Source organism: Streptomyces sp. NL15-2K (assembly GCF_030551255.1).
In the GTDB taxonomy this organism is placed as follows: domain Bacteria; phylum Actinomycetota; class Actinomycetes; order Streptomycetales; family Streptomycetaceae; genus Streptomyces.
In genome coordinates, this window is record NZ_CP130630.1 from 3757041 (window position 1) to 3780992 (window position 23952).

General features: G+C 70.4%; 21 protein-coding genes and 2 tRNA genes. 4 read left to right on the forward strand and 19 right to left on the reverse strand.

Annotated elements, in window-relative coordinates:
- Positions 1-272: 272 nt before the first annotated feature.
- The 3 genes from Q4V64_RS16560 to leuS form a co-directional block, all read right to left on the reverse strand.
- The gene (locus tag Q4V64_RS16560; protein WP_124442345.1) at positions 273-1118 is read right to left on the reverse strand and encodes a DegV family protein; all 846 of its coding nucleotides are present in this window, start codon (positions 1116-1118) and stop codon (positions 273-275) included.
- Between the two features lie 71 nt (positions 1119-1189).
- Positions 1190-1951 (reverse strand): hypothetical protein, encoded by a 762-nt coding sequence (locus Q4V64_RS16565; protein WP_172629376.1) that lies wholly within the window; start codon positions 1949-1951, stop codon positions 1190-1192.
- 140 nt (positions 1952-2091) lie between these two features.
- Positions 2092-4968, reverse strand: a complete 2877-nt coding sequence (gene leuS / locus Q4V64_RS16570) for a leucine--tRNA ligase (RefSeq protein ID WP_124442344.1) — start codon at positions 4966-4968, stop codon at positions 2092-2094.
- Positions 4969-5417: 449 nt separating this feature from the next.
- Here leuS and Q4V64_RS16575 point away from each other — a divergent pair, with 449 nt between their 5' ends.
- Positions 5418-6743: a cytochrome b/b6 domain-containing protein gene (locus tag Q4V64_RS16575; protein ID WP_172629375.1), complete on the forward strand. Its 1326-nt coding sequence runs from the start codon at positions 5418-5420 to the stop codon at positions 6741-6743.
- Positions 6740-8353, forward strand: coding sequence for an NADH-quinone oxidoreductase subunit NuoF family protein (locus Q4V64_RS16580; protein ID WP_172629374.1), 1614 nt, complete (start codon positions 6740-6742; stop codon positions 8351-8353). The genes Q4V64_RS16575 and Q4V64_RS16580 overlap by 4 nt, the downstream gene beginning before the upstream one ends.
- Positions 8354-8404: 51 nt before the next feature.
- On the opposite strand, the gene Q4V64_RS16585 is transcribed toward Q4V64_RS16580, so the two are convergent.
- The 10 genes from Q4V64_RS16585 to Q4V64_RS16630 form a co-directional block, all read right to left on the reverse strand.
- Positions 8405-8477: transfer RNA gene (locus Q4V64_RS16585), tRNA-Ala, on the reverse strand.
- 150 nt (positions 8478-8627) lie between these two features.
- Complete coding sequence (locus Q4V64_RS16590) at positions 8628-8861, reverse strand: hypothetical protein (protein WP_003976229.1); 234 nt, start codon at positions 8859-8861, stop codon at positions 8628-8630.
- Positions 8862-8864: 3 nt separating this feature from the next.
- Positions 8865-9038, reverse strand: a complete 174-nt coding sequence (locus tag Q4V64_RS16595) for a hypothetical protein (RefSeq protein WP_124442343.1) — start codon at positions 9036-9038, stop codon at positions 8865-8867.
- Positions 9039-9282: 244 nt separating this feature from the next.
- Positions 9283-9355, reverse strand: a tRNA-Ala gene (locus Q4V64_RS16600).
- A gap of 97 nt (positions 9356-9452) precedes the next feature.
- The gene (locus Q4V64_RS16605; RefSeq protein ID WP_124442342.1) at positions 9453-10127 is read right to left on the reverse strand and encodes a histidine phosphatase family protein; all 675 of its coding nucleotides are present in this window, start codon (positions 10125-10127) and stop codon (positions 9453-9455) included.
- Positions 10124-10567: a ribosome silencing factor gene (rsfS, locus tag Q4V64_RS16610; RefSeq protein ID WP_124442341.1), complete on the reverse strand. Its 444-nt coding sequence runs from the start codon at positions 10565-10567 to the stop codon at positions 10124-10126. Before rsfS ends, Q4V64_RS16605 begins: the two co-directional genes overlap by 4 nt.
- A 318-nt stretch (positions 10568-10885) precedes the next feature.
- On the reverse strand, positions 10886-12622 hold the full coding sequence (locus tag Q4V64_RS16615; RefSeq protein ID WP_124442340.1) for a LytR C-terminal domain-containing protein: 1737 nt from the start codon (positions 12620-12622) through the stop codon (positions 10886-10888).
- A gap of 16 nt (positions 12623-12638) precedes the next feature.
- Positions 12639-13301 carry a nicotinate-nucleotide adenylyltransferase gene (gene nadD / locus Q4V64_RS16620; protein ID WP_124442339.1) on the reverse strand — a complete coding sequence of 221 codons (663 nt, stop codon included), beginning with the start codon at positions 13299-13301 and terminating at the stop codon, positions 12639-12641.
- A 91-nt stretch (positions 13302-13392) separates the two neighbouring features.
- Positions 13393-13557, reverse strand: a complete 165-nt coding sequence (locus Q4V64_RS16625; protein ID WP_172629373.1) for a hypothetical protein — start codon at positions 13555-13557, stop codon at positions 13393-13395.
- Positions 13558-13679: 122 nt separating this feature from the next.
- Entirely contained in the window at positions 13680-13841 is a 162-nt protein-coding gene (locus Q4V64_RS16630; RefSeq protein WP_172629372.1) for a hypothetical protein, read from the reverse strand.
- A 126-nt stretch (positions 13842-13967) separates the two neighbouring features.
- Between Q4V64_RS16630 and Q4V64_RS16635 the strand changes: the two genes are divergently transcribed.
- Positions 13968-15074 carry a M48 family metallopeptidase gene (locus tag Q4V64_RS16635; RefSeq protein ID WP_124442355.1) on the forward strand — a complete coding sequence of 369 codons (1107 nt, stop codon included), beginning with the start codon at positions 13968-13970 and terminating at the stop codon, positions 15072-15074.
- Positions 15075-15131: 57 nt separating this feature from the next.
- On the opposite strand, the gene Q4V64_RS16640 is transcribed toward Q4V64_RS16635, so the two are convergent.
- The 5 genes from Q4V64_RS16640 to proB all read right to left on the reverse strand — a co-directional run bounded on the left by Q4V64_RS16640 (position 15132) and on the right by proB (position 20239).
- Positions 15132-16202 (reverse strand): hypothetical protein, encoded by a 1071-nt coding sequence (locus Q4V64_RS16640; RefSeq protein ID WP_124442338.1) that lies wholly within the window; start codon positions 16200-16202, stop codon positions 15132-15134.
- Between the two features lie 121 nt (positions 16203-16323).
- Positions 16324-16890, reverse strand: coding sequence for a hypothetical protein (locus Q4V64_RS16645; protein WP_124442337.1), 567 nt, complete (start codon positions 16888-16890; stop codon positions 16324-16326).
- Between the two features lie 142 nt (positions 16891-17032).
- Complete coding sequence (locus tag Q4V64_RS16650) at positions 17033-18319, reverse strand: glutamate-5-semialdehyde dehydrogenase (protein ID WP_124442336.1); 1287 nt, start codon at positions 18317-18319, stop codon at positions 17033-17035.
- A 62-nt stretch (positions 18320-18381) separates the two neighbouring features.
- The gene (locus tag Q4V64_RS16655; protein ID WP_124442354.1) at positions 18382-18840 is read right to left on the reverse strand and encodes a hypothetical protein; all 459 of its coding nucleotides are present in this window, start codon (positions 18838-18840) and stop codon (positions 18382-18384) included.
- A 292-nt stretch (positions 18841-19132) separates the two neighbouring features.
- Complete coding sequence (proB, locus tag Q4V64_RS16660) at positions 19133-20239, reverse strand: glutamate 5-kinase (protein WP_124442353.1); 1107 nt, start codon at positions 20237-20239, stop codon at positions 19133-19135.
- A gap of 254 nt (positions 20240-20493) precedes the next feature.
- On the opposite strand from proB, the gene Q4V64_RS16665 reads away from it, so the two are divergent.
- Positions 20494-22539, forward strand: a complete 2046-nt coding sequence (locus tag Q4V64_RS16665) for a hypothetical protein (RefSeq protein ID WP_124442352.1) — start codon at positions 20494-20496, stop codon at positions 22537-22539.
- 67 nt (positions 22540-22606) lie between these two features.
- Here Q4V64_RS16665 and Q4V64_RS16670 read toward each other — a convergent pair whose 3' ends face one another.
- On the reverse strand, positions 22607-23815 hold the full coding sequence (locus Q4V64_RS16670; protein WP_124442335.1) for a glycosyltransferase family 2 protein: 1209 nt from the start codon (positions 23813-23815) through the stop codon (positions 22607-22609).
- Positions 23816-23952: the final 137 nt, after the last annotated feature.

Here is a 23952-nt window from a genome sequence, read left to right on the forward strand (position 1 = left end):
GATGACGGGCGCGGCCGTCGGAGGCAGGGGCGCGCCCCGGGCCACTGGTTGCGTTCGCTGTGCGTGAGCGTGATCGAAGTGCCATGCGCCGAGGATCCGGCACATCGGCCCTTCCGCGATGATCTTGGTCAATTCCCGTGGATTACCGCCCGGTTGTGGACAACTCCGTCACCCACACGGGTGGTCGAGCCGAAGCCCCTTCGCCCACCGCGCCCCCGATCTCACCGCATCCCCGATCTCACCGCATCCCCGATCTCACTGCGCCCCCGATGTCACCGCGCCGAGACCACAACTCCCAGCAACCCGGGCCCCGTGTGCGCCCCGATCACCGCCCCGACCTCGCTCACATGCAGCTCGGCCAGCCCCGGCACCCGCGTCCGTAGCCGCTCCGCCAGGGCCGAAGCCCGGTCGGGCGCGGCGAGGTGGTGGACGGCGATGTCGACCTGCGCGCCGCCGGCCCGGTCGACCGCGATCTCCTCGAGCCGGGCGATGGCCTTGGACGCCGTACGCACCTTCTCCAGCGGTTCGATACGACCGCCTTCGAGCTGGAGCAACGGCTTCACCGCGAGCGCGGAGCCGAACAGCGCCTGCGCGGCGCCGATCCGGCCCCCGCGGCGCAGATAGTCGAGGGTGTCGACGTAGAAGTAGGCGGACGTGCCCGCAGCACGCTTGTCCGCGGCCGTGACGGCCTCGTCCACCGTGCCGCCCGTCTCCGCCGCCTCGGCCGCCGCGACCGCGCAGAACCCGAGGGCCATCGCGACCATCCCGGTGTCCACCACCCGCACCGGCACCGGTGCCTCGCGCGCCGCCACCACCGCCGCGTCGTGCGTTCCGGACAGTTCGGCGGACAGGTGCAGGGAGACGATGCCGGAGGCGCCGGACTCGGCGACCTTGCGGTAGGTCTCCGCGAACACCTGGGGGCTGGGGCGCGAGGTGGTGACGGGGCGTCGCTTCTGCAACGCCTGGGCCAGGGAACGGGTGGAGATCTCGGTGCCCTCGTCCAGCGCCCGGTCGCCAAGGACCACGGTCAGCGGCACCGATGTGATGCCGTGGCGCTCCATCGTCCGTAGCGGCAGGTAGGCCGTTGAATCGGTGACGATCGCGACATGGCGGGACATGAGCTGGAGGTTACCTGGCGTAGCGGCCCTACGGCAGCCCGGCCCCTCTCATCTGAGCGGCCGTGTCCGGATCAAGTCGTGCTCTCGGGACGGGTCTTCTTCTGCCAGGGATAGGCGGGCCGCCGGCTCGGCGGGGTGATCGCGGGCCGCGCCGGCTCCTCGGCCGTGTCGGCCCGAGATGTCTCTGGCCAGGCCTGCTGTGAAGTCGCGCCCTCGGCCGCTGGGGCCTGAGGCCACGGCGGCGGTGTGGCGGACGTCGGCTCCGACATCGGCTCCGACATCGGCTCTGCCGTCGTCCAGTGCCGCAGCGCACCGGCCTCCACGTCGATCTGCGCGCTCAGCGAGTCCAGGTCGTCGTCGGCGAAACGGCGGGCCCGGTCGCGGGCCGCCCAGCGCAGCGAGTCCGCCGACTGAGTGATGCGCTCGGTGCGCTCGCGCAACGAGGGCAACCGCTCGGCGAGCGTGGCCCGGTCGGGCTCGGACTCCAGGCGCCTGAGTTCGGCGTCCAGTTCGTGTCCGTGCGCGCTGAGGCGCTCGAAGAGGCCGAGGGACTCCTTGAGGGACTCGTCCTCGCCCACGCCCGCGTGCAGCGCGTCCTGGGTGGCGCGCATCGACGTGCGCAGCTTCAGCCGCAGCTGGGCGATCTCGCCCGCCGGGCCCAGCTGGGCGAAGGACTTTGCGCGCAACGTGTGGTCCTCGACAGTGCGGCGGGCCTGGGTGATGGTGCGGTCCACACCGCGCTTGGCGGCGCCGACCGCTTTCACCGTGGCATAGGCACCGAGCACCACGAAGAGCACGAAAAGCAGGGCGAATACTGCGATCACTGCTTCCACCAGCTCCTCCTCCGACGGTCGCGGCACGCACCGCGTCGCTCTTCAACGGTAAACGCAACGGGCAGGTCCGGAGTTCCAGAAGAACCCCGAACCTGCCCGTAGGGGACCACCCCGAGACTCACGCCCGGGCACACAAGCGATCACGCCGGAACGATGTTCACCAGCTTCGGCGCCCGCACGATCACCTTGCGGATGCCCGCGCCGTCCAGCGCCGCCACGACCTTCTCGTCGGCCAGGGCGACCTTCTCCAGCTCGTCCTCGGAGATGGACGGGGAGACCTCCAGGCGGGCCTTGACCTTGCCCTTGACCTGGACCACGCAGGTGACGGTCTCGTCCACGACGTACGCCGGGTCGGCCACGGGAAAGTCCTGGTGCACCACCGAGTCGGTGTGCCCCAGCTTGCGCCACAGCTCCTCGGCGATGTGCGGGGCCAGCGGCGCGACCAGCAGCACCAGCGACTCCGCGACGGACCGCGACAACGGGCCGCCCGCCTTGGTCAGGTGGTTGTTCAGCTCGGTGACCTTGGCGATGGCGGTGTTGAACCGCAGGCCCTCCAGGTCCTGGCGCACACCGTCGATCGCCTTGTGCAGGGCGCGCAGCGTGTGCTCGTCGGGCTCGGTGTCGACCACCGTCAGCGCGCCGGTCGCCTCGTCCACGACGTTGCGCCACAGCCGCTGCAGCAGCCGGAACTGGCCCACCACCGCGCGCGTGTCCCACGGTCGCGACACGTCCAGCGGGCCCATCGCCATCTCGTACAGGCGCAGCGTGTCCGCCCCGTACTCGTCGCAGATCTCGTCCGGAGTGACCGCGTTCTTCAGGGACTTGCCCATCTTGCCCAGCAGTCGGGAGACCTTCTCGCCCTGGTAGTAGTAGGCGCCGTCGCGCTCCTCCACCTCGGCGGCCGGCACCGCGATGCCCCGGCTGTCGCGGTAGACGTAGGCCTGGATCATGCCCTGGTTGAACAGCTTGTGGAACGGCTCGGCCGAGGAGACGTGCCCCAGGTCGTACAGCACCTTGGACCAGAAGCGCGCGTACAGCAGGTGCAGTACGGCGTGTTCGGCGCCGCCGACGTACAGGTCGACGCCACCGTGCGGCTGCCCCTCGCGCGGGCCCATCCAGTACCGCTCGACCTCCGGGTCGACCAGCTTGTCGCTGTTGTGCGGGTCCAGGTAGCGCAGCTCGTACCAGCAGGAACCGGCCCAGTTGGGCATGGTGTTGGTCTCGCGGCGGTACTGGCGCGGGCCGCGGCCGTCACCCAGGTCCAGCGTGACGTTGACCCACTCCTCGTTGCGCGACAGCGGGGTCTCGGGCTGGGTGTCGGCGTCGTCCGGGTCGAAGGTGCGGGGCGAGTAGTCCTCGACCTCCGGCAGCTCCAGCGGCAGCATCGACTCGGGCAGGGCGTGGGCGGTGCCGTCCTCGTCGTAGACGATCGGGAAGGGCTCGCCCCAGTAGCGCTGGCGGCTGAACAGCCAGTCGCGCAGGCGGAAGTTGACGGTGCCCTCGCCGATGCCCTTGCGCTCCAGCCACTCGGTGATGCGCGCCTTGGCGTCGGCGACGCCCAGGCCGTCCAGGGAGACATCGGCACCGGAGGAGTTCACGATCTTCGCGTCGTACGACACGAAGGCGTCGTCCCACGTCGAGGGGTCCGTGCCCCGGTCGTCGGTGGGCTGGACGACGCAGCGGATCGGCAGCTCGAAGGCGCGCGCGAAGGCGAAGTCGCGCGTGTCGTGGGCCGGAACGGCCATGATCGCGCCGGTGCCGTAGCCCATCAGGACGTAGTCGGCGATGAAGACCGGGACCTTCTCGCCGTTGACCGGGTTGGTCGCGTACGCGCCCGTGAAGACGCCGGTCTTGTCCTTGGCCTCGGCCTGCCGCTCGACGTCGGACTTGGAAGCGGCCTGCGCGCGGTACGCGGCGACGGCCTCGGACGGGCTCGCGTGGCCGCCGGTCCACACTTCGTGCGTGCCCTCGGGCCAGGCGGCCGGGGTGAACTTCTCGACCAGCGGGTGCTCGGGCGCCAGCACCATGTAGGTCGCGCCGAACAGGGTGTCCTGGCGCGTGGTGAAGACCGTGATGTGCTCGCCGTCTACGGGGAAGTCGACGCGGGCGCCCTCGGAGCGGCCGATCCAGTTGCGCTGCTGCAGCTTGATGGCCTCGGGCCAGTCCAGCGCCTCCAGGTCGTCAAGGAGCCGGTCGGCATAAGAGGTAATCCGCATGTTCCACTGGCGCAGCTTGGCCTTGAAGACCGGGAAGTTGCCGCGCTCGGAGCGGCCGTCGGCGGTGACCTCCTCGTTGGCCAGCACGGTGCCCAGGCCGGGGCACCAGTTGACCGGCGCGTCGGAGGCGTAGGCCAGGCGGTACTCGCCCAGGACGTCGGCGCGCTCGGCGGCGCTCAGCGCGCTCCAGGTGCGCCCGCCGGGCACCGCGCGCTCACCGGACTCGAACCGGTCGATCAGCTCGGAGACCGGGCGGGCCTTCTTCGCCTCGTCGTCGTACCAGGAGTTGAAGATCTGCAGGAAGATCCACTGGGTCCACTTGTAGTAGTCCGGGTCGATGGTGGCGAACGACCGGCGCTTGTCGTGGCCCAGGCCCAGCCGGCGCAGCTGGACCTTCATGTTCTCGATGTTGGCCTCGGTGGACACGCGCGGGTGCGTGCCGGTCTGCACGGCGTACTGCTCGGCGGGCAGGCCGAAGGCGTCGAAGCCCAGCGTGTGCAGGACGTTGTGGCCGGTCATGCGCTGGAACCGGGCGAAGACATCGGTGGCGATGTAGCCCAGGGGGTGACCGACGTGCAGGCCCGCACCCGAGGGGTACGGGAACATGTCCATGACGAACTTCTTGGGCCTGGCGGCCAGCTCTGCGTCCCCGGCCAGGTCGCCGTTCGGGTTCGGCGCCGCGTAGGTGCCCTCGGCGTCCCAGAAGTCCTGCCAGCGTGCCTCGATGTCGGCTGCCATGGCGGCCGTGTAGCGGTGCGGCGCGGCCACCTCGGCGGCGGCAGCGGGGTTCGTCTCGCTCATGATCCTCAAAGCTCCATCGATCGTCTCTGCCGGCGGCTGTGACGTTGCGGGAAACGAAAAATCCCCTCGCACAGGAGGGGACGCCGCGCCGATTCCGACCACGGTCTCACCGATGGTCGGGACTGATCAGCGCGGCCCGCTAAGCAGAAGGCGTACGGCACGCATGGCGTTAGGGTACCGCAGCCGTTGAGCAGGACGCGACGCGCTTACGTATGCCTTATGGGCACCGGGTGCCGCCCTGACCGACCCGACCGAGCGCACCGACCGCATCCGACAAAAGCTGAACCAAGGTCAAATGTTACTTCGCGTAACAGCCACTAAGGGACATCACAACGGCCCCATTGTCCTTTGATAACAACGCAATAACTCAAACCTCGTACCCATCGGTATGGAGCCACTTAGAGTGCGGCAGCGGGACCGCTTTCCCGAAACTGCTCGGAGTTGCCCCCATGAACCCTCGTCGTAGTAACAGCTCGCTCCCCCAGCCGGGCCGGTCGGCCTATGGGGTGGCGTCGGCTGTCTTCCTGCTCCTCATACCCGTGATCGTGCTGGTCGGAGGTGACACTTTCCGTGAGTTCCTGAACTTCGGCGCCGGCGTGCTGTCCCTCGTCTCGCTCAGCTGCTCGGTGATCTGGGGCCTGGTCGCCCAGGACCGGATCTTCCTGAACATCCGCCAGCGGATCATCGGGCAAGCGGTGCACCGGACGACAGCCGTCGCCTCCATCGCGTTCCTGCTGCTGCACATCACCACCAAGATCGCGCTCGACCACGTGTCACTGATCGGCGCGCTGATCCCCTTCTCGCTCGGCGTCACCGGACTCGAGGGCCTGATCGGTCTCGGTTCCCTGGCCGGGCTGCTCATGATCTTCGTGGGCGTCACCGGCGCGCTGCGCAGCAGGTTCGCCTCCCCCGCCCCGGTGGCGGCCCGCTGGCGGGCCATGCACATGCTGGCCTACCCGGCCTGGTGCGCCGCGCTGCTGCACGGCCTGTACGCGGGCCGCGCGGCGAAGCCGGTCTTCGTGATCCTTTACGGCCTGTCCGTGCTCGGCGTCACCGCGGCCCTGGCCCTGCGTGCCGCGCCGCGCCCGGTCAAGCGCCAGGTCGCCGACCGGATCGCCGCCTTCCTGGGCACCGAGGAGCGGCCGGGCCGCGAGGAGCTGGACGCGAGCCGGGCCAGGGTGGCGGCGGAGTCCACGGGCGCCCTGCCGGGCTACGAGAACCAGCGGGGGACGCCGTCCCGAACGCGTATGACGCCCCCGTACGAGGCGCCCGCCCCGGAGCCCGCGAACGGCTTCGCGGCCGCCTACCGGGCCGTCTCGACGCCCTCACGCGCGCGCCAGCAGCAGCCTTTCGAGCAACCGTTCGACCAGCCTTTCGCTCAGCCTTTCGCGGCCGACCAGACCGCCGGCATGGACCTACCGCTGGACATGCAGCCCACGGAGTCCATTTCGCGTGTCGACAGCGGCGGCAGCACGTCGGGCAGCTGGCCGATCCCGTCCCCGCCGCCGGTCGGCGAAGCGCCGCCGTCGGCGTACGACCCGCTCAACGACACCGGATACAACATCCCGGCCTATGGCAATTCGGGCGCCTCGGGCTACGGCTCGAGTGACGTGTACGACACCAGTGAGATGAACGCCGTCTACGACACGTACTACCCGAACGACACGTACAACAACAGCGGTCCCGCCACTGAATCACTCCCCGGTGCCTCCTACGACTTCGACGCACCGGGTTCGGGCGAACCTTGGAACACGCCTTCCGGAGGCTTTAAGTGAACGAGGCCCTGCCCGACGTACCAGAAGTCCGCGTGGTCGGCCTTCCCCAGCTCACGTCGGGCTTCGACCTTGTGGAAAGACTCGACCTGCCCATGCATCTGAAGGTGCACGGGCCGCTCGAACCGATGGGCGGAGAGCAGCTCGCGCAGCTTTCCGAGCGCATCAACCTGAAGGGCCGCGGCGGCGCGGGCTTCCCCTTCCACAAGAAGCTGCGCTCGGTCGCCGAATCGGCGATCAAACGCGGCGTACGGCCGGTCGTGGTCGTCAACGGCAGCGAGGACGAGCCGGCCTGCCGCAAGGACACGGTGCTGATCAACCGTGCCCCGCATCTCATCCTGGACGGCGCGCTGCTGTGCGCCGAGGCCCTGGGTGCCCGCACGCTCGTGGTGGGGGTGACACGTGAATCCACCCAGCGCTCCATGGAGGCCGCGCTCGCCGAACGAGGGCTCAGCAACGGCCGCCGATCGGCTCTTCGCGCGCGCGTGCAGCGCAATCCGGTCCGCATGGTCACCGGCGCCGCCGCGTCGCTGATCCGCTCCATCGACGGCGGCCCGGCGATCCCGCCCGGCCGCAAGGTCAGCGCCTCGCAGAACGGCGTCGGCGGCGCGCCCACCCTGCTGTCGAACGCCGAGACCTTCGCTCAGCTTGCCATCGCCGCCCGCATCGGCCCCGAGCGCTACGGCAACACCGGCCTGTACGACGAGCCCGGCACCGTCATGCTCACGGTCTCCGGCGCGGTCGCCCGCCCGATGGTGATCGAGGTCCCCACGGGCGTACCGCTGCGCTACGTCCTGCAGCTGGCCGGCGCCCCGCCGGTCCCGCAGGGCGTGCTGACCGGCGGCTACCACGGCAAGTGGATCGACGCGGCGACGGTCAACGAGGCGATCGTCTCGCGCAACTCCCTGGACGCGGTGGGCGGTTCGCTGGGCGCGGGCGCGATCCTGCCGATCAGTCAGGAGACCTGCCCGCTGGGCGAGTCGCTGCGCGTGGCGCAGTGGCTGGCCGAGGAGAGCGCGGGACAGTGCGGTCCCTGCTACCTCGGCCTGCCGGCCGCCGCGCGCGGCATGGAGGACATCCTCAACGGCGGCGGCCCGGCCGCCCTGGAGGCGCTCAAGCAGGTCGCCAAGAACGTGAAGCGGCGCGGCGCGTGCTCGCACCCGGACGGCTCCGCGATGTTCCTGGAGTCGACCATCAAGGCGTTCACGGACGACCTGGCCGCGCACGTCCTCGGAAACGGCTGCGGACGGCCCGTGGAGGGCGTTCTGCCGCTCTTCGAGGGCGGCCAGATGCCCACGGGCATCCCCGGCGGCGGCGAGTCCGAGGAGAACGGCCCCAGCCGCCAGAAGATCTACGTCGACTGGACGCTGTGCCGGGGCCACGGCCTGTGCGCGGACATCCTCCCGGAGGTCTTCGAACTGGGCGCCGACGGCTTCCCGACCGTCGCCCAGGCACAGGTGCCGCGCTACGCGGAGGCCAAGGCTCTACGCGCGGTGCGCCGCTGCCCGGCACTCGCCCTGCGCATCGAGGAGGACACCCGGTCGCAAGGCAACACCCGCAACAACCTGCCGGTCCTCTCCCAGGGCCGCGGACGCCGCGCCCTGGGCCGCTGACACCACGACGAAGGCGGGTCATCCGAAAGGATGACCCGCCTTCAACTTCTGTGGAGCTAAGGAGAATTGAACTCCTGACCTCCTGCATGCCATGCAGGCGCTCTACCAACTGAGCTATAGCCCCTCGCAATGTTCCGCCGGGTTTCCCCTGCGGCGACGCCAACTTTACCGGCCCACCGGGTGGAGCACCAAATCGTTTCCCTTCTGTCCGGTTACGGCAGCCGATGTCGGCTTACGCGGCGGGCTGACCAGCGCGCGCCCCGGCTACACCGCCTCACGCCGTGACGAAAGAGTAGAAGCGTTTGAGCGTGCAGTGTTCCTCGAGGAGCCGGCCGTAGATCGGCTCGCCCTCGAGTTCGCGGTACGTCTCGATCGGGTCGCCCTTTATGATCAGCGCCCGCGCGCACTCCTCGCACCAGTACTGGTAGTCGGGGTTGACCGGCTCCATGTCACGGACGATCGGCGTCCCGCTGCCGCACCAGTCGCACTTTCGCCTGTGTGCACCCATCGATCAGCTCCAGATGTGGCCGCAGGCCGTGCACACGTAGGAGATTCCGCCGTTGTCCCCGAGGACTTGGGCGACATGGACGGAACCGCAGGAAGGGCAGCTGAGGCGGACGACCGTGTCCCGTGTCGCCGCTGCTTCGCGGAGGTGGCCGACCTCCACGAGGATGCTCGCAGGCATCACTACTCCCTCCCGTCGGGCCGCGCCCCCTTCCGGCCGTTTGATTCTGCCACGGCCGGACCAATACGGTCAGCGACGCCTTAGTACCAGTCCGGACACGGCACCCGCCGCGACCGCCCCGGACAGCGCGAACGTGCACGCCACGGCGCCTCTGGAGAGATATACGCCCCGCAGGCCCAAGTGACTCAAGCCGGGAAGCAGCAAAAAAGATCCCGTCCCTCAGGGGACGGGATCTTTCATACCGTGGAGCTAAGGAGAATTGAACTCCTGACCTCCTGCATGCCATGCAGGCGCTCTACCAACTGAGCTATAGCCCCTTGCGCCACGCGGCGGAGCCGCATGGTGTTTCGCCCCGCTCGGCGGGGCGAACAAGAAGAACTTTAGCCTGCGACCTGCCGGAAAGTGAAATCCAGGTCAGTCGTCGTCACCGAGCACCGGCTCCGGGAGCGTGCCGGCGTTGTGCTCCAGGAGGCGCCAGCCCCTGACGCTCTCACCGAGGACGGACCAGCAGCAGTTGGAGAGGCCGCCGAGGCTCTCCCAGTGCTGGGCCTGAAGGCCGAGGAGGCGTCCGATGGTCGTACGGATCGTGCCGCCGTGGCTGACCACGACGAGCGTGCCGTCGTCGGGCAGCTTCTCGGCGTGCCGGAGCACGACGGGGGCGGCGCGCTCGGCGACCTCGGTCTCCAGCTCGCCTCCGCCGCGGCGGACCGGCTCTCCGCGCTTCCACGCGGCGTACTCGTCGCCGTGGCGGGCGATGATCTCCTCGTGGGTCAGGCCCTGCCAGACGCCCGCGTACGTCTCCCGCAGGCCCTCGTCGTGGGTGACGTCCAGGCCGGTGAGCGCGGCGAGCTCGGCGGCCGTGTGGGCGGCCCGCTGGAGGTCGGAGGCCACGATCGCGTCGGGCTCCAGCGAGGCGAGCAGCCGGGCGGCGCGGCGGGCCTGGGTGACGCCGGTCTCGGTGAGGGCGACGTCCGTGGTGCCCTGGAAGCGGCGCTCCACGTTCCACGAGGTCTGGCCGTGCCGCCAGAGGATGAGGCGGCGGCCGCGGCCCGGCTTGCGGCCGGCGTCGGCTCCCGCGGGGGCGCTCACCGCGGCTCCCCGAACTCGGCGGCTTCCTCCTCGGCCCGCAGCTTGGCGTGCTCCTGGGCCTTGCCGCGGGTCGCCTTGGCGTCGGCGGGCAGCTCGATCTCGGGACAGTCCTTCCACAGCCGCTCCAGGGCGTAGAAGACACGCTCCTCGCTGTGCTGGACGTGGACGACGATGTCGACGTAGTCGAGCAGGACCCAGCGGGCCTCGCGGTCGCCCTCGCGGCGCACCGGCTTGGCGCCGAGCTCCTTCATCAGGCGCTCCTCGATCTCGTCGACGATCGACTTGACCTGGCGGTCATTGGGCGCGGAGGCCAGCAGGAAGGCATCGGTGATCGACAGGACGTCACTGACGTCGTAGGCGATGACATCGTGGGCGAGCTTGTCGGCGGCCGCCTGGGCGGCGGTGCTGATGAGCTCGAGAGAGCGGTCGGTAACGGTCACTACAAGGCTTTCGGTCGGCGGTCACTTGCCACCAAGGGTCTCACGGACCGCCGAGGGCGCCCCACGCGATGGGTGGATCACGTGGGGTGCCGCCGTGCCGCCCCCTGCCAGGACTTCCGGCTAGTGCCGCGGCAGGCAACGTTTGCCCGTCAAGGAGCGGCGTCCGGTGCGTGCTCTCGGCGTGCCGGGCGCAGGCCCTCGTACTGGATGTACTTGGGTCTGCGCCCGGTGCGGCGAGAGGGGGCACCTCCCACGCCTTTAGGGCAGTGGGGGAGCGTGCCGGGCGTCGCGACGGGGCAAACGTTGCCTGCCGCGGCACTAGGACTCCGAGGGCTTGTAATCCCGGCCCAGGACCACGGAGACGTCCGCGTTCGCGGAGACCGTGCCCTTGGTGACGGCGCTGTCGGGCAGGCCCAGGGTCTTGGCGACCTCGGTGGCGTTCTCCTTGCCGGCGGCGTCGCCGTAGAGGACCTTCGACGTGGACTGCGCGGCGGTCGCCGTGCCGCCCTCCAGGAAGGTGAAGCCGCCGTTGAGGAGCACCACGCGGGCCTGTTCGGAGTTGTCCCTGACGCCGCTGGCGTTCTGGACGGAGACGCTGACGGCCGCGTCCTTGTCGGGGCTCTTCGCGGTGCCGCCGAGGACGTCCTTGACCACACCGGCGCTGGCCTCGGTGTTCAGCGTGCCGTCGGCCTGGACGGGCAGCAGCGCGGTCTTGTAGTCGCCGCCCTTGGCGAGGTCGGCGAGCTTGGCGAGGAAGGTGCCGAGGTCCTTGTCGGTCAGCGGCGGCTCGATGATCTGCCCCAGCGTCTGCACGGTGACGGTCGCGCCCTGCGCGTCGGAGGACAGCTTGCGCATCATGCCCTGCATGACCTGCCCGAACCGCTCCAGCTGGGCGTTCTGGGCCTCCCCGGGGGCGCGGTAGGTGGCGTAGGCGACGGCCATCTTGCCGCTGAGCGTCTGGTCCTTGCCCTTGCTGACCAGCGGCGCCTCGCCCTTCTTCTTGGCCTTCGGATCGGGCACGTCGGCGTCGGTGTCGACCTCGATGTTGCCGACCAGGTCGACCAGGTTCTGCAGGTAGGGGGTGTCAAGGCGCCAGGTGCCCTGGATGTCGGTGCCGAGGACGGTGTCGATCGCGTCGCGCGTACCGGAGGAGCCGTCGTCGTCGACCGACTTGGCGAGGGTGGTCGTGTTGCCGTCGTCGTCCGTCAGGACGAGGGAGTTGGGCAGCAGGACGGTGGTGCCCTCCTTGGTGGTCGTGTTGTCGACGAGCAGCGCCGTGGAGGTGCCACCCCCCGCGGTGTTGTGCAGGTGGACGACGATCACGTCGCGGTTCTGGGCACCCGCGGCCGTCGCGGTCGTGGTCTTCGCGTCGGACGAGGACAGGCCGGGCAGCTTCCCGGCGTACCAGAGGTAACCGACGCCGCCGACCGCCACCAGCGCCAGGACCACGGTGAGGGCGATGAGCCGGCTGCGGGCACGCCGCTTGGCCTCCTCACGGCGTTCGGTGCGGTTCTCCGTGAAGTTCAGCCAGTCGATGACGTCCTCGGAGTCGCCGTCGGGCTCCTCGACGAAGGCGAACTGCTCGGTGTGGTAATCCCGTCGGGGCTCGGCGCGGTTGTCCCCGGCAGGAGCCTGGGTGTCCCGCGGCTGCTCCGCCGGTCCGGCCTGCTGCGGGATGTAGGCGGTCTGCTCGGCGACGCGGGGCTGGTGGCCACTGGTGGCGCTCTGGCCGTAGGGGTCGTACGACGGTGCCGGCCCGCCGGGCTGCTGCGCACCGGTGCCGTACGGGTCGTAGGGCGGCACGGGCGCCTGCTGACCGGTCCCGTAGGAGTCGTACGGCGGCTGCTGCTGCCCGCCGGTGGCGTACGGGTCGTATCCGTAGCCCTGCTGCTGCGCGTACGGGTCGTACGGCTGCTGCGGCTGCTGCGGCTGCTGCGGAACCTGCTGTTGCGGCGCGGCCTGCCGGTACACAGGTCGGCCGTACTCGTCGTAGCCGACGACCTGGTACTGGTCGTCGTGATTGCCGCCGTATCCCGCGTCGTATCGGTCGTTCACCGGTGCCCCTCTCGGCTCACTCGCCGCGGTACAGCTCGCGCTTGTCGATGTAGCGCACGACTCCGTCCGGCACCAGATACCAGACGGGTTCGCCCTTGGCGACTCTCGCACGGCAATCGGTGGAGGAGATGGCGAGGGCGGGGACCTCGACGAGCGAGACGCCGCCCTCCGGGAGGCCGGGGTCGGACAGGACATGGCCCGGCCGGGTGACCCCGATGAAGTGCGCGAGGGAGAACAACTCCTCCGTGTCCCGCCAGGTGAGGATCTGGCCGAGGGCGTCGGCGCCGGTGATGAAGAAGAGGTCGGTGTCGGGGTTGAGCGCCTTCAGGTCGCGCAAGGTGTCCGTGGTGTAGGTCGGGCCGCCGCGGTCGATGTCGATGCGGCTCACCGAGAACTGCGGGTTCTCGGCGGTCGCGATGACCGTCATCAGGTAGCGGTCCTCGGCCGGGGAGACCTTGCGGTGGGTCTTCTGCCACGGTTGACCGGTCGGGACGAACACCACCTCGTCCAGGTGGAACTGTGCGGCGACCTCGCTGGCCGCCACGAGGTGTCCGTGGTGGATCGGGTCGAACGTTCCGCCCATGACGCCGAGACGGCGCTTGCCGGGGTTCGACGGGCCGTTGCCCGGGCTGCTCGACGTGTCGTTCACCGGACCGGTAGGCATGTCCTGCTCTCCCATGCGGCAGACCCTACCGGCCCGGCCTGAGGACCCCGGCCGACAGATCCCCGGGCGGCCCGGGCCGGGGGCCCTGCCGTGCGACCGCCGTCACTCAGCGGTCGCGGTTGAAACGGGTGGTGATCCACAGCAGCAGCATCAGGAGGATGAAGGCGCCGCCGCCGGTCACCCAGGGGTTGAGGCTTTCATGGTTGCCGCCGTGCTCCTCGCCCTCGGCGGCGAGCGTGACCAACTGGGCTGCGGTGCTGTGGAAGCTCATCTTCGGCAGAACCTATCCGGTGTGGGCGGGATAAAGATGTCGGCTCATCGTAAGCGGGCGCCGCGAGGGCGATCACGCCGACTCCGGCGTTGGGGAACCGCCGGGGGAACCTTCCCGTGTCCTCAGTCGTCTTTCCGCTTGTACCCCCGCAGCAGGAACCACGCGGTCAGCACACAACCCAGCACCGTCACGATCAGGACGACCCGGAGCAGATTGCCCGGCCCTTGCTGCTCGGCGGCGCTCGCGGCCTCGGCGAGCCAGGCGGATGCGGCGTTGTGCTCCATGGCGCGGAACTCCTTCGCTGTAGTGCCCGTCCACGGTATCTCCGCCTAGGCTGGGCACTGCTTCGGGGGCGCAAAGGACCGCACAAGGGTCCGCAAAGGGCCACACACACGCACATGGGGGAAGACATGTCCGACGGCCACGAGCAGAACGGGCACGAGAACGTGCCGAGCAGGCAGCGCAGGCGCTTCCCGGGAATCTCCTCGCGTGCGTACGAGCACCCGGCCGACCGCTCCGCCCTGGTGGCGCTGCGCAAGCTGAGCGGTTTCGACACGGTCTTCAAGGCGCTCAGCGGTCTGCTTCCCGAACGCAGTCTCAGGCTGCTGTTCCTGTCCGACTCGGTGCGCGTCTCCGACCAGCAGTTCGCACATCTCAACGACATGCTGCGGGACGCCTGTTACATCCTGGACCTGGAGAAGGTCCCACCGATGTACGTCAACCAGGACCCGCAGCCGAACGCGATGTGCATCGGCCTGGACGAGCCGATCATCGTGGTCACCACGGGCCTGGTCGAGCTGCTCGACGAGGAGGAGATGCGGGCGGTCGTCGGCCACGAGGTGGGGCACGCCCTGTCCGGCCACTCGGTGTACCGCACGATCCTGCTGTTCCTGACCAGCCTCGCCCTGAGGGTGGCCTGGATCCCGCTGGGCAACATCGCGATCATGGCGATCGTGACGGCGCTGCGCGAGTGGTTCCGCAAGTCGGAGCTGTCCGCGGACCGCGCGGGCCTGCTGGTCGGCCAGGACCTGAAGGCCTCGATGCGTGGCCTGATGAAGCTCGCGGGCGGCAACCACCTGCACGAGATGAACGTGGACGCGTTCCTGAAGCAGGCCGAGGAGTACGAGGCCGGGGGCGACCTGCGCGACTCCGTGCTGAAGATCATGAACGTGCTGCCGCGCTCCCACCCCTTCGCCACCATCCGTGCGGCCGAGCTGAAGAAGTGGTCCGAGTCGCGGGAGTACCAGCGGATCATGGACGGCCACTACCCGCGGCGTACCGAGGACAAGGACACCTCGGTCACGGACTCCTTCCGGGAGTCGGCATCGCACTACGCCACGCACGTCAAGAGCTCCAAGGACCCGCTGATGAAGCTGGTCAGCGACATAGCCGGCGGGGCCGGGGACCTGGGCGGCCGGGTGCGGCGCGGCTTCGGCGGCTTTACGCAGGCTCCGCCCAAGGACCAGCCGCCGACCGACCAGCCGCCGACGGACACGCCGCCGCGGGACGACGACTGACGTCACAGAGGCACGACGTCACAGAGGTCACAGAGTCCAGTCGCAGGCTCCTGAGCGTCACACCTTCGGCTGCGCGCTCGTCGCCAGCGACCCGCACAGCGGCGTCGCGCCGCCCGTCGCGTACGGGTCCGTGCCGGCCGGGCCGCCCGCCTTGGCGGTCTGGCCGGCGAGCAGGGGCCGCAGCCGGTTCGTGGAGTCCTCGGCGCAGGACAGGGGCCCGGCCTGGACGTGGGAGACGACGAGCTGGGCCGTGTTCAGGCGCAGGTCGTCGCGGTCGAAGCGGAAGTGCAGCTCGCGCCGGACGGTGAACAGGGAGGCCTTGGCCTTGTCGTCGGCGCCGGCCGGCCGCAGCGCGTACACGAAGGTGTGGTCCGCGGTGACCTCCAGCGTGGACGCGTCGGTCTCGGCGGCCTGGAGGGTGCCCTGAACCCGGATCCTGCGGTCGGCCAGCTCCGCGGCGGCCGGGTCGAAGCGAACCAGCCATCCGGTCGGGGCGTGCCGGCCGTCGGCAGCCGGATGGTCGAAGCTCTGGTCGAACTGGTCGAGTTGGTCCGTGGCGAGCAGGACCCGCGCGGGACGGACCTGCTCACCGGTGAGGACCTCCGGGTAGAGCGCGGACCGGACGATGTAGGCCTTGGCGGTGCTCAGGGCGGCCACCACCTGGCTGTCCGAGAAGTGCGCGGTGCGCCGGGAGGCGGGCAGCGGAATGCCCTCGGCGCCGATGCGGTACTGCGCGGCGGGGCTGTGCGCGTACAGGTACTCGGGGTCGGTGTGCCCGGGCACCTTTCCCTGCGGGGCGAGCGGGATGACGGTCATCCGCAGCGGCTCGGCGGGCTGCCGGGCGGCGGGTTCCTGATAGGGGTGCCGTACGCCCATGTAGATCGCGGTGCCGAAGGCGACGGCGATCAGCAGGACCAGCACCAGCGCCTGCCGGGACAGCCCGCGGCGCAGCGGCGGGCGACGGCGGACGGCGGGCGCGTGGTCGGCGATGCGCTCCTCGGCGGAGTACTCCTGGAGGCGGGCAGCACGGACGAACGACTCGTCGAAGACGACGGATCGGTACTCGTCCTCGCCACCTCCGGGGCCGCCCTCGGGAGTCCCCTCGGGTGGGTTTCCAGGCCCTCCCATATCTTCAGAGTAGGTCGCGGGCGGCTCAGGTAAACGCCCTGGTACACGACAAGTTCTGACAGGTTCTCAACAGGATCGGCAACCAGCCACCGGCCGCTGCTCAGGGCGTACGGGCCGGTGCTCAGGGCGTGCGCGGCACCGCCGACACGGCCGGCTGGGAGTAGTCGGCCGAGGCGGAGGGCGCCGCCGACGTGCCCTGTTCGACGCCGGTCGAGGCGGGCGGCGGAGCCGGGGCACGGCCTCCGGAGGAGGCACTCCGGTACACCGCCGCGAAGGCCAGCGCGACCATGCCGATCCCCATCAGGAGGGCCAGCATCCAGGCGACGGGGCGGTGCCAGCGGACCTGCTTGCCGTACGTCCCGTGAGCGCCGTAGCGGCCTTCGAGGAGTTCGGCGTCGTCCAGGTCGTCGAAGTCGGGATCATGGCCGAATCCGGCGGGGGCGTACCCGTCCTCGTAGCGCTCGCGCCTGCCGTGCGCGCGGCGGGCCTCGGCCTCGGAGGCCTCCGCTCTCGCCTGGGCGGCGGCCAGGAGGCGTTCGACGGCGGTCGGCTCGTGCACCACGGCCGCCCGTACGAAGGCCTCGTCGAAGACCACGGAGGCGAACTCTTCGTCCGACACTCCGCGGTCGTGGTCGTCGTCGGGCTCCCAGCCGTCAGGGAACGGCGTGCCCCCCACGTCCTCCGGCACGGATCCAGAGTAGACCTGGGGGGTCAATTTGGGCAGACGGTATGGAAATTCATCCGAGGTTGAGATGCGGACGACATGTGGGCGACACGTAGCACGAGCCCGCCGTACGACTCCTGCGACTGCTACGACCGCTTCGTGCGCCTCAGCGCCGTACGTGCCCGTCGCCGGTGACGATGTACTTCGTGCTGGTCAGCTCGGGCAGGCCCATCGGACCGCGGGCGTGCAGCTTCTGCGTCGAGATGCCGATCTCCGCGCCGAAGCCGAACTGGCCGCCGTCCGTGAAGCGGGTGGAGGCGTTCACGGCGACCGTCGTGGAATCGACCAGCTGGGTGAAACGGCGGGCGGCCTGCTGCGACGTCGTCACGATGGCCTCGGTGTGGCCGGAGGTCCACAGACGGATGTGCTCGACGGCCCGGTCCAGGGAGTCGACGACCGCGGCGGCGATGTCGTAGGAGAGGTACTCGGTCTCCCAGTCCTCCGGCGTGGCCTCGACGACGGTGGCCTTGGAGTCCTTGGCGTACGCCAGCACCCGCTCGTCGGCGTGCACGGTCACGCCCGCCTCCGCGAGGGCGTCCAGGGCGCGGGGCAGGAACACGGGGGCGATGTCCTGGTGGACCAGGAGCGTCTCGGCGGCGTTGCACACGCTCGGCCGCTGCGCCTTGGAGTTGATCAGGATGTCGAGGGCCATGTCGAGGTCGGCGTGGGCGTCGACGTAGACATGGCAGTTGCCGGTGCCGGTCTCGATGACCGGGACGGTGGACTCGGCGACGACGGTCTGGATCAGGGAGGCGCCGCCGCGCGGGATGAGCACGTCGACCAGGCCGCGGGCCCGCATCAGCTCGCGCACGCTCTCGCGGCTCTCGCCGGGCACCAGCTGCACGGCGTCGGCGGGCAGCCCGGCCCCGCCGACGGCGTCGCGGAGCACCCGGACCAGGGCGGTGTTCGACTCGAACGCCGAGGCCGAGCCGCGCAGCAGCACCGCGTTGCCGGCCTTCAGGCACAGGGCGGCGGCGTCGACGGTGACGTTCGGGCGGGCCTCGTAGATGATCCCGACGACGCCGAGGGGGACACGGACCTGGCGCAGGTCGATGCCGTTCGGGAGCGTCGAGCCGCGGACGACCTCGCCGACCGGGTCGGGCAGCGCCACGACGTCCCGGACGTCGGAGGCGATGGCCCGGACCCGCTCCGGGGTCAGGGTCAGCCGGTCGATGATGGCCTCGCTGGTGCCGGCCTCGCGGGCCTTGGCGATGTCCTTGGCGTTGGCCTCGACGATCTCGCTCGTCCGGACCTCCAGCGCGTCCGCGATGGCTTGCAGCGCGTCGTCCTTCTCGGCCCTGGGCAGCGGGGCGAGGTCGGCGGCGGCGGCCTTGGCGCGGTAGGCGGCCCGGGTGACCGGGGACATGGAGTCGTACGGCGAAAGCGTGGTCATGTAGGGAAGCGTAGTGCGCAGGGCGAGGGCGTCCACCCCGCGTTCCATACCCCGAGATGGGGTCAAAATGGATGTACCCCGACCGGCGTGGCGGGCGCCGGTCCGTATCCCTCGGAGATGCGCTGGTGGTAGGTCTGGCGGTCGATGACCTCCAGACCGACGATCTCCCACGGCGGGAGTCCCGCGCTCTGGCGATGCTCGCCCCACAGGCGCAGGGCGACGGCGGCGGCGTCGTGCAGGTCGCGGGCCTCCTCCCAGTACCGGATCTCGGCGTGGTCGTTCGCGTATCTGCTGGTCAGGAGGAAGGGGTGGTCGTGGGCGAGCTGTTCGAGGGCGCGCCGGACCTCCTTGAGCGGGGCCTCGTCGCCGGAGACGCTCAGGGTGACGTGCCACAGGCGCGGCAGGTCCTCGGGCTCCTCGCCCTCGTAGCGGTCACCGGCCGCGACGCTGGTCAGGGCACGCTCCTCGCCGGTTGCGCGGGAGGCGGTACCACCGCGGGACGCCGCCGCCCCAGGGCGCACTCGTCTCACGACGGCCTCCTTTAGCCACAGGTCGAGTGGTGCTCGTTGGGATCGTGCCCTTGAGACAAAGTTGAGCAGGCCGCAAGGGCTCGCGTGGCGGTTTTGCGGAACGTCCACCTCAGGGCGACGCATGTGTCGGGGCGTTCACCCCGTTTTCGGGTGTCCCGTACCGGGCCGCGGGCCTTCAGGGGTGCGGGATCCCTCCTCAGGGGCGCGGGAACCCCTTGCTCAGGGATGCGGGGTCCCCTCCTCAGGGGCGCGGGAACCCGTTCTCAGCGATGCGGGATCCTTCTCAGGGATGCAGGATCACCAGATCGTCCCGGTGCACGACCTCGCGTTCGTACGCCGGGCCCAGCTCGCGGGCCAGTTCCCGGGTCGAGCGGCCGATCAGCCGGGGGATCTCCTTGGCGTCGAAGTTGACGAGCCCGCGGGCCACCGCGTGCCCCTCGTCGTCGCGCAGTTCGACGGGATCGCCCGCGACGAACTCGCCCTCGACGGCGGCGATACCGGCCGGCAGCAGCGACTTGCGGCGCTGCACCACCGCCTGCACCGCGCCGTCGTCCAGCGTCAGGGAACCCTGCGGGGTGGACGCGTGCTGGAGCCACAGCAGCCGGTCGGCGGAGCGCTTGTCGGCGGGGTGGAAGTAGGTGCCGGTGTCCTTGCCGGACAGGGCGTCGGCCGCGTGGACGGTGCTGGTCAGCACCACGGGGATGCCGGCGGCGGCCGCGATCCGGGCCGCCTCGACCTTGGTGACCATGCCGCCGGTGCCGACGCCTGCCTTCCCGGCGCTGCCGATGTCCACACCGGACAGGTCGGCGGGCTCCCGCACCTGAGCGATCCGGGAGGTGCCCGGCTTGCTGGGATCGCCGTCGTACACGCCGTCCACGTCGGACAACAGTACGAGCAGGTCGGCGTGGACGAGGTGGGCGACGAGGGCGGCGAGGCGGTCGTTGTCGCCGAAGCGGATCTCGTCGGTGGCGACGGTGTCGTTCTCGTTGACGATCGGGCAGGCGCCCATCGCCAGCAGCTTGTCGAGGGTGCGGGAGGCGTTGCGGTGGTGGGCGCGGCGGCTCATGTCGTCGGAGGTGAGCAGCACCTGGCCGACCCGAACGCCGTAGCGGGCGAAGGATGCGGTGTAGCGGGCCACGAGCAGGCCCTGGCCGACGCTCGCGGCCGCCTGCTGGCGGGCGAGGTCCCTGGGCCGGCGACGCAGGCCCAGCGGTGCGAGCCCGGCGGCGATGGCGCCGGAGGAGACGAGGACGACCTCCTTCTCTCCCCCGCTGCGGCTCTTGGCGAGGACATCGACGAGCGCGTCGACGCGGTCGGCGTCCAGGCCGCCGGACGCGGTGGTCAGCGACGAGGAACCCACCTTGACGACGATCCTGCGGGCCTCGCGCACGGCCTGCCTTGCCCCTGCCACCTTTTCCGTCCCCTCGCACCTCGGCTGCTTCCGCAATCTACGCGAAGGGGATCGGGCGGCGCGCGTCGGTTTCAGTCCCCGGACACGCGGCCCCACAACACCGGCGATCACTCGAACCTCGCTGGACACGTGCGTGTCGTCCAGTGGTCGGCGCGCGTTAACCCGGGCGCACGATGTCCTGCGCCGACCTTGGAGTGACCTCAGTGCCTGTTCCCCTCCCTCACCGGCAGACCATGGTCAAGGCGCTCGTGGCGGCCGTCCTCGCGGCCGCGTTCGCCGCCCAGGCCATGGCGGCCCTTCACCCGCACGTCCCGCTGCTGCTCGTCGCTACGGCCGCGTCCCTGGCCGTCGAGGGCGTCCTGTACCGGTGGCAGCGCCGCATGGTGTCGCTGTTCGCCAAGTCGCACGCCGACCTCACCGTGCGGCACGTGCTGCGTGATCTGCTGCTGGTCGTGGGCCTGCTGCGGCTGGGCGGGCAGGACCGGGAGACGGCGTACGCCCCGCTCGTCGTCGGGCTGCTCGTCTTCTACGCGCTGCACTGCGCGATCCAGGCGGTCTCGGTCCTGGTCCGCCGCACCCGCACCCTGCCGGTGGTCACCCGGAACATCGACGCCTCCGCGCTGCGCCTGTCCCCCGCCCCGCCCGTCCTGCTGCGCCGCCCCGGCCACCGTCTGCTGGTCTTCGGCCTGCCCGCCACCGCCGGTCTGCTGGCCACGACGGCGACCGACCAGCCCGGCTGTGCGGCCTTCGGGATCGCCGCGTCCCTCGGGCTGGCGCTGAAGGGCCTGTCCGACCTTCTCGTACGGCTGCTGCCGAGCCGCCGTCCGGCGAGCGAGCAGGAGGTACTGGACTGGCTCGACGCGTGGCTCGCCGAGTGCAAGCCCACCGTCGGCCTGTACTTCTCCGGTGGCGCGTCGTCGGCGTACCAGGCGAACATGTGGCTGGAGCCGCTCGCGAAGCTGGACGGCCGGCCGCTGATCGTGCTGCGCGAACGCTTCATGGTGCAGAAGATCGCGGCGACCGACATCCCCGTCCTGTGCCTGCCGAAGGTCTCCACCCTGATGCGCCTGGAGCACTCCACCCTCCAGGTCCTCATCCACCCGTCGAACTCCGGCAAGACCTCGCAGATCCTGCGCATCCCGACGATCAAGCACACCTTCGTCAACCACGGCGAGAGCGACAAGCTGTCGTCCTGCAACCCGTACGCCAAGGCCTACGACGAGGTCTGGGTGGCCGGTCCGGCGGCGCGCGAGCGGTACGCGGCGGCGGAGGTCGGCGTCGAGGACAAGGACGTGGTGGAGATCGGCCGCCCGCAGCTGGACGCCGTACGGCCGTACGCCGGTTCGGCCACGGGGCCCCGCGGCGGAGCCGCTGACGGACACCGCAGCACGGTCCTGTACGCGCCCACCTGGGAGGGCTGGGACGGCAACCCCGGCAACACCTCGGTGATCGAGGCCGGCGAGAACCTCGTACGGGCGCTGCTCGCGGACCCGGGCGTACGGCTGCTGTACAAGCCGCATCCGCTGACGGGCTCCGTCGATCCCCGGGCGGGCGCGGCGGACCTCAGGATCCGGGAGCTGGTGCGTGCCGCGAACCGGGAGCGGGCCGGTGAGCGACCCGTCCCCGACGGCGAACTCACCCTTCGCACACGCGAGTTGGACCGGCTCACCACGACCGACTGCCGGGCAGGTGCCGATCAGGTCGAGCGGATGCTGGCTCAGTCCGCGCCCGAACCGGGGCGGGCCGAGGCGGTGGCGCGGGCCACGGCCGCCTGGGAGGAGGCGTACTGGGCCTCGCTGCCCGAGTGGGAGCACCAGGTGGTCACGGACGCCCGGCCCACGCTGTACGCCTGCTTCAACCGGGCCGATCTGCTGATCAGCGACGTGTCGAGCGTCGTCAGCGACTTCCTGGCGAGCGGCAAGCCCTATGCGGTGGCCAACACCAGCGGGCTGACGGAGGAGGCGTTCCGCGAGGCCTTCCCGACGGTGCGCGCGGCGACCGTACTGACGCCGGACGCGGCGGGAGTGCCCGGGCTGCTGGACGCCGTACGGCACCCGGAGCGGGACGAACTGGCCGAGGCGCGGACCGAGTTGAAGCGGCACCTGCTGGGACCGGACGAACCGGCGTCGCAGGACCGCTTCAACGAGGCCGTACAGGCGCTGTGTTCGGCGGCACGGGAGCACCGGGCGCGGATGGCGGAGCGGCTCGCGGCGGAGTTCCCCGGGCAGCGGGGGCCGGTGGAGGAAGTGCCGGAGCTGGACCCCACCGCGGAGACCTGATCCGGGCGGCGCCTCAGGCCGAGGCGGGCCGGTCCGGAGACAGGACCGGGTCCGCCCGGCGGCACGGTCAGGCCGCTGCCCGCAGGTCGCGCGAGTGGAGAAGGCGGCGGGCCTTGCGCACCGCCCGCTGCACGAACGAGTCGAACGGGTCCTCGCGGTAGCCCGGGTAGGCGCGGGCCTCGCGTGCGTCGGCGAGGTAGACGGAGTCGGGTATGCCCGCCTCCGGGTCACGGAAGTGGGGGTAGCCCAGGTAGAGGCGGCGGCCCTTCTTCTCGATGAGGGCCGCGGCCTCCTTCTTGGCCCTGACGAACTTCACCACGTCCAGGAGGAGGTCGGGCCGCTCGGCGGCCACCAGGTGCAGCCGCAGGCGCTCGTGGACCCGGAGGCGGCGGGCGACGTCCTCGTTCCAGTACGCCCGCATCAGCGGCTTCGCCAGTTCGAACTTGTGCCGCCGGATCTCCTCGCTGTCCGTGGCGTATTTGGGGCCGAACTGCGGGAGCAGCGTGACGAGGAACGGGCGGACCATGAGCACGTCACGCTTGGGGCCCGCGGGGAGCATGTCCGCGATCAGGTTCATCAGGGCGCGCGCGGAGTCGAAGCGCAGGGTGTAGCTGCCGCTCTTGGTCACGTGCTTGCCGTCGTCGCGGCCCACCAGGTAGTAGCAGGTGTGATCGGCGATCACGGAGACGCCGTCGGCCCGCAGGTAGGCCTCCATCGTGAACAGCGCGTCCTCGCCGGTGAACAGGGACTCGTCGAAGCGCATGCCGTGCCGGTCGAGGAGCTCGCGGCGAAAGAGTTTCTGGGCGCTCAGCGTGAACTTGATGTTGGAGGAGAAGACGTCGGTGCGCCCCACGGTCTTGCCGAACATCGACTTCGGCGCGCTGCGGTTGACGCCCTCGACCTTGCCGAGGACGACGTCCGTGCCGTGCTCGTCGGCCATGGCGACCATGCGCTGAAGGGCCTCGGGGCCGAGCCTGTCGTCGGCGTCGAGGAAGAAGACGTAACGCCCCGCGGCCTTGCCGAGGCCGACATTGCGCGGGCCGCTGGGGCCGCCGGAGTTGTCCTGCCGGATCACCGTCACCGGCATGGCCGCGCGGGCCGCGAACTCCTCCAGGTACTCCCCCGTCCCGTCCGTCGATCCGTCGTCGACGGCGATGACCTCGATGCGCGTCGGGTCGATGGTCTGCGCCTCCACGGACGCCAGGCATTCGACCAGGTACGGCATCGCTTCGTATGCCCCGATGATCACAGTCACATCAGGCTGCGAAACGGTCACTCTTGTCCCCTTGTCACGGAAATTTTCCCCCGTATCGCCTCATTGGCAACCTCCAAGACGGATGACCAGGGAAATCGGTTGCCCTCACCCCCTGATTTCGTGAGCTGGTTCATATACGCAAAAAGGCCCGGTCCTCG

Excerpts from the sequence above, each read along its gene's own strand:
- Q4V64_RS16595 (WP_124442343.1), bottom strand. The coding sequence starts at position 9,038 with ATGCCTGCGAGCATCCTCGTGGAGGTCGGCCACCTCCGCGAAGCAGCG.
- nadD (WP_124442339.1), bottom strand. The coding sequence starts at position 13,301 with ATGGGAGAGCAGGACATGCCTACCGGTCCGGTGAACGACACGTCGAGC.
- Q4V64_RS16635 (WP_124442355.1), top strand. The coding sequence starts at position 13,968 with ATGTCCGACGGCCACGAGCAGAACGGGCACGAGAACGTGCCGAGCAGG.
- leuS (WP_124442344.1), bottom strand. The coding sequence starts at position 4,968 with ATGAGCGAGACGAACCCCGCTGCCGCCGCCGAGGTGGCCGCGCCGCAC.
- Q4V64_RS16590 (WP_003976229.1), bottom strand. The coding sequence starts at position 8,861 with ATGGGTGCACACAGGCGAAAGTGCGACTGGTGCGGCAGCGGGACGCCG.
- Q4V64_RS16630 (WP_172629372.1), bottom strand. The coding sequence starts at position 13,841 with ATGGAGCACAACGCCGCATCCGCCTGGCTCGCCGAGGCCGCGAGCGCC.
- Q4V64_RS16575 (WP_172629375.1), top strand. The coding sequence starts at position 5,418 with ATGAACCCTCGTCGTAGTAACAGCTCGCTCCCCCAGCCGGGCCGGTCG.
- Q4V64_RS16665 (WP_124442352.1), top strand. The coding sequence starts at position 20,494 with ATGGTCAAGGCGCTCGTGGCGGCCGTCCTCGCGGCCGCGTTCGCCGCC.
- Q4V64_RS16640 (WP_124442338.1), bottom strand. The coding sequence starts at position 16,202 with ATGGGAGGGCCTGGAAACCCACCCGAGGGGACTCCCGAGGGCGGCCCC.
- Q4V64_RS16560 (WP_124442345.1), bottom strand. The coding sequence starts at position 1,118 with ATGTCCCGCCATGTCGCGATCGTCACCGATTCAACGGCCTACCTGCCG.
- Q4V64_RS16650 (WP_124442336.1), bottom strand. The coding sequence starts at position 18,319 with ATGACCACGCTTTCGCCGTACGACTCCATGTCCCCGGTCACCCGGGCC.
- Q4V64_RS16625 (WP_172629373.1), bottom strand. The coding sequence starts at position 13,557 with ATGAGCTTCCACAGCACCGCAGCCCAGTTGGTCACGCTCGCCGCCGAG.